This window comes from Thalassospira sp. UBA1131 (assembly GCF_002311515.1).
GTDB lineage: Bacteria > Pseudomonadota > Alphaproteobacteria > Rhodospirillales > Thalassospiraceae > Thalassospira.
Genome location: NZ_DCAO01000012.1, coordinates 1 through 4078 on the forward strand (window position 1 = coordinate 1; position 4078 = coordinate 4078).

At 52.2% G+C, this 4078-nt stretch carries 7 protein-coding genes; 2 read left to right on the top strand and 5 right to left on the bottom strand.

All coding sequences use genetic code 11. The annotated features are described in order from the left end of the window. The coding region (locus tag B3Z49_RS01530) for a glutathione S-transferase C-terminal domain-containing protein (protein ID WP_296987775.1) at positions 1 to 403 on the top strand (403 nt) is incomplete at its 5' end. Positions 404 to 511: 108 nt separating this feature from the next. Beyond that, positions 512 to 1264 (top strand): class I SAM-dependent methyltransferase, encoded by a 753-nt coding sequence (locus B3Z49_RS01535; protein ID WP_296987776.1) that lies wholly within the window; start codon positions 512 to 514, stop codon positions 1262 to 1264. Between the two features lie 89 nt (positions 1265 to 1353). Here B3Z49_RS01535 and B3Z49_RS01540 read toward each other — a convergent pair whose 3' ends face one another. The 5 genes from B3Z49_RS01540 to B3Z49_RS01560 form a co-directional block, all read right to left on the bottom strand. Then, positions 1354 to 1857 (bottom strand): F0F1 ATP synthase subunit B, encoded by a 504-nt coding sequence (locus B3Z49_RS01540; protein WP_064781144.1) that lies wholly within the window; start codon positions 1855 to 1857, stop codon positions 1354 to 1356. A 4-nt stretch (positions 1858 to 1861) separates the two neighbouring features. Continuing rightward, the gene (locus B3Z49_RS01545) at positions 1862 to 2347 is read right to left on the bottom strand and encodes an ATP synthase subunit B' (protein WP_008889877.1); all 486 of its coding nucleotides are present in this window, start codon (positions 2345 to 2347) and stop codon (positions 1862 to 1864) included. A 74-nt stretch (positions 2348 to 2421) separates the two neighbouring features. Continuing rightward, complete coding sequence (locus B3Z49_RS01550; protein ID WP_007089066.1) at positions 2422 to 2646, bottom strand: ATP synthase subunit C family protein; 225 nt, start codon at positions 2644 to 2646, stop codon at positions 2422 to 2424. A gap of 60 nt (positions 2647 to 2706) precedes the next feature. Then, the gene (locus tag B3Z49_RS01555) at positions 2707 to 3429 is read right to left on the bottom strand and encodes a F0F1 ATP synthase subunit A (protein ID WP_008889876.1); all 723 of its coding nucleotides are present in this window, start codon (positions 3427 to 3429) and stop codon (positions 2707 to 2709) included. Between the two features lie 21 nt (positions 3430 to 3450). Further along, entirely contained in the window at positions 3451 to 3816 is a 366-nt protein-coding gene (locus tag B3Z49_RS01560; protein WP_040823076.1) for an AtpZ/AtpI family protein, read from the bottom strand. Between the last annotated feature and the right edge of the window lie 262 nt (positions 3817 to 4078).

Consider the following 4078-nt stretch of genomic DNA (forward strand, 5'->3'; position numbering starts at 1 on the left):
TTACAAGTCCGGCTTTGCCACCACGCAATCCGCCTATGAAGAAGCCGTCACCACGCTGTTTAATGCATTGGACTGGCTTGAAGAACGCCTTTCAAAGCAACGCTACCTTGTTGGCAACCGGCTTACCGAGGCCGACTGGCGCCTGTTCACGACGTTGTTGCGCTTTGATCCGGTCTATCACGGTCATTTCAAATGCAACCTGCGCAAGCTGAATGAATATCCCAATCTTTGGGCCTATACCCGCGACCTGTATCAGCACCCGGGGATCAAAGAGACGGTCTTTATGAACCATATCAAGGGCCACTATTACGAAAGCCACCCGACGATCAATCCGTCCGGCGTGGTGCCATTGGGCCCGGTCTTGGACCTTGATGAATCGCATGGCCGGGATCGCCTTTCCTAAGACGTTGCCGCGGCAAATCGCATATCATTAATGATCAAAAACTTGGCAGGTGCCGTCAGAACAGAATAGCCTGTTCCGACGGCACCCATGCCATTTTGTGCTTACGAGATGCAGGTCTATATGCCCAAGCCGCAAAACATTTACGACGATCCCGATTTCTATAAGGGATACGAAGAGCTTCGCAAGTCGGGAACCGCATTGAACGACGTACTCGAGCAACCTGCAATTCGTAGCCTGCTTCCTCAATCACTCGAAGGTTTGCACCTGCTTGATATTGGATGCGGTTTTGGCGATTTTGCGCGCTTTGCCAGGTCAAAAGGTGCCGCATCGGTTATTGGAATTGATCCGTCACAGAATATGATCACTGCCGCACGCGAGAAGACTGACGACGATGCAGTAACCTATTTCAATGCTGCAATTGAAACGTTCGAACCTCAGGTCACAGACAAATTTGACTGCATAATCTCTTCGTTGGCGCTGCATTATGTACAAAACTACGAAGATATTCTGGTTAAGCTCGCTTCATGGCTTCCTGCCAAAGGCAGGCTTGTGTTTTCGGTTGAACATCCTATCTGCACTGCGCTCGCCGCACAAAAGTGGGCTTTGGATGCCGATGGAAATAAGCTGCACTGGCCTTTGGATAATTATCGCGATGAGGGCCCGCGCGAAACGAGCTGGTTCATTGACGGCGTCATCAAATATCACAGGACCGTCGAAAGCTATGTAAATGGGTTACTAGACGCAGGGTTTAACCTTCTACGTCTTCTCGAGCCTGAACCCCAGGAGCATGGACAAGATGGACGCTGGGATAATCATCGACGACGTCCACCATTCCTCGTGCTTGCAGCTGAAAAGCAGTAACGTTTCCGAAGAAACCAAGCCTGTCAGTTGACAATAAAAAACCCCGCAGCGATGCTGCGGGGTTTTCAGTTTCCGGAAACCGGAAAAAATCAGTTCAGACGACCTTTGAGTTCCGCGATCGCGCTATCAACCAACTCGTCTGCCTTTGCACCAGAAACCTTGTCACTGACAAGGGCCATGGTGGCCTTGGCTGCGATTTCGGCAACATGTGCACGAACTTCGGCAATAGCCTGGCTTTCGAGGTTGGAGATACGGTCCAGAGCTTGCTGTTCACGACGTTTGAGCGCCGCTTTCAGTTCTGCCTGGGCGTTCTCGAGCATACGGTCGGCTTCCACCTTGGCATGCGCACGGATTTCGTCAGCTTCCTTAAGCGCTTCACGCTGTTTGGCCTGATAATTGGCCAGAAGCTCCTGGGCTTCTTCGCGAAGACGCTGTGCTTCGTCCAGTTCGTCGGAAATCTTCTGTGCACGTTTATCAAGTGCGGCAGAGATCCCTTTGACGGCTTTGAAACCGCCAAAACCGACGACCAGCACGAAAGAAAGCGTGGTCCAGGTGTATGGATCGGTAAGGAAAGTAACCTCTTGGGTTGCCATTGTCTTACTCTCCTACGATTGCCGAAACAGCCTTGTCGGCAGTTTTGGCCTGAACCTTGACACCGATAAGTTTGTCGGTTGCTTCACGGGCAATTTCCGATGCTGCTTCTGCAACACCCGTCATTGCATCCGCTTTGGCGTCCGCAATTGCCTTCTCGGCATCAGATGTCTTTTTAGACAGCTTCTTGACCATAGCTTCGGTTTTCTTGGCTTGCTCTGCAGCAGCCTTTTCCGATGCTTCGCGAATGTCAGCCTGAGCGGCTTCACGAGCTTCTGCCAGAGCAGCCTCGTATTTCGCGATGGCGGCATCGGTTTCGTCTTTCAACGCCCGAGCCTTGCCAAGGTTGTCTTCGATGGTTTTTTGACGGCGTTCAAGAACTTCACCAACCTTCGGCAGCGCAATTCTCGACATCAGGAAATACAAGATGGCGAAAATAACGAACAGCCAGAAGATCTGTTCCGAGAACGTCGCAATATCAAACTGCGGCATAGCCTACTCCCGAATTCAACGACGCCGGCGAGGGAGTGCCTCGCCGGGCCGTGTATTCGCGCAAAAGGCGCCGATTAGCCGAACAGAACGATCAGCGCAACGACGAGTGCGAACAGTGCAATAGCTTCGGTAACAGCAAAGCCGATCCAGCCATACAGTTCAACGTCGCCTTTTGCAGCCGGGTTACGGCCAACAGTCGCAATCAGGCTCGACCAGATGTTACCAACACCGATACCGGCACCAATCATGCCAATAGCAGCCAGGCCAGCACCGATCATCTTAGCAGCATCGAGTTCCATAACTTCACCCTTTCGAATTTCTTAAAGGCAATCAGAAGAGATCACACCAAACCACACACATCAGTGCATGTGGATTGCATCATGGAGATAGATGCAGGTGAGAATTGTGTAGACGTAAGCCTGAAGCGCAGCAATGCCGAACTCCAGAACAGTAATCCCCGTCAGCAAAGCAAAGGGAAGCACGCCGAGAATGCCAATCAGGCCAACGAACCCACCGATAACTTTCAGCATGATGTGGCCGACGGTCATGTTCGCAAACAGTCGGATCGCCAGGCTGAACGGACGAGAGAAATAGGAGATGATTTCGATCGGGATCAGAATGATCGCAGTCGCAATCGGCGCACCTTCAGGGAAGAACATCCGAAGGTAATGCGTGCCATGACGCATGAAGCCGATGACCGTCACACCGAGGAAGATCACCAGAGCCATCGCAAAGGTAACAGCGATGTGGCTCGTAAAGGTAAAGCTGTGCGGGATCATGCCAAGCAGGTTCCCGAACAGAACAAACATAAACAGCGTAAAGACGAACGGGAAATATTTGCGACCTGCGCTTCCCACGTTGTCCTTGAGCATATTGGCGACAAATTCGTACATCACCTCGGCAGATCCCTGCCAGCGGCCCGGAACCAGCGCGCCGCGACGCATCGAAAGCGTCATGAAGCCCGTTACGAGAACGGCTGCGATCACCATCCAAAGTGCGGAGTTGGTGAAGGAAATATCAATGCCGGCAACCGAAAGTTCGGCCAAGGGCTTGATTTCAAACTGCTCTAGCGGTCCAGCCACCGTAATCCTCGCTCAATATTATCAGGGTTCGGATTTGTCCCCGTTCCCCTGCTTGCGCTCCCCCATCGCACGACCAAGTCCGACAGCACTGTCAAAACCCTTGGCAACGCGATAAGCGTTCAAACCTCCGGCACCTGCTCCGAGAAAAACAAACAGAACAAGCAGCCAAGGTGTCGTATCAAGCACCCGATCCAGCGCCCAGCCAATCAGCAAGCCGACAAGAACCGCAGCGATCATTTCCGCCGAAATCCTCATGCCAAGCGCCATCCCTTGAGATGGTTTGCCGGTCGCCCGGTTCGGGCTGTGCAGTTCTTCTCGCTTGCCTGCTACGGCTGCCAGTTTGCTCTCAAGCTCTGCTAATGAAGCGCGATCTTTATCATCGCTCATTGTCGTGAACCCCGCTTTGGCAGCCCTGCAAACGTCGCAAGGAAATGCGCGGGCAACATACTTAGCACCCCATGGGCTGTCAAGCTGTAAAACCCCGTCTCCCCGGACCTTTGAAAACCGAAATAATAATAATTATTTCAGTCACTTAACCACTTAAATGTGAAGGAAAACACTTTTAGAGTTAGGCAATAGTCGCAGTCAAAAGAATTGACAGTGATCTGCGCCACTGGCCTGCAACCGGCGGTTTTCCTTGGTTCCTGCC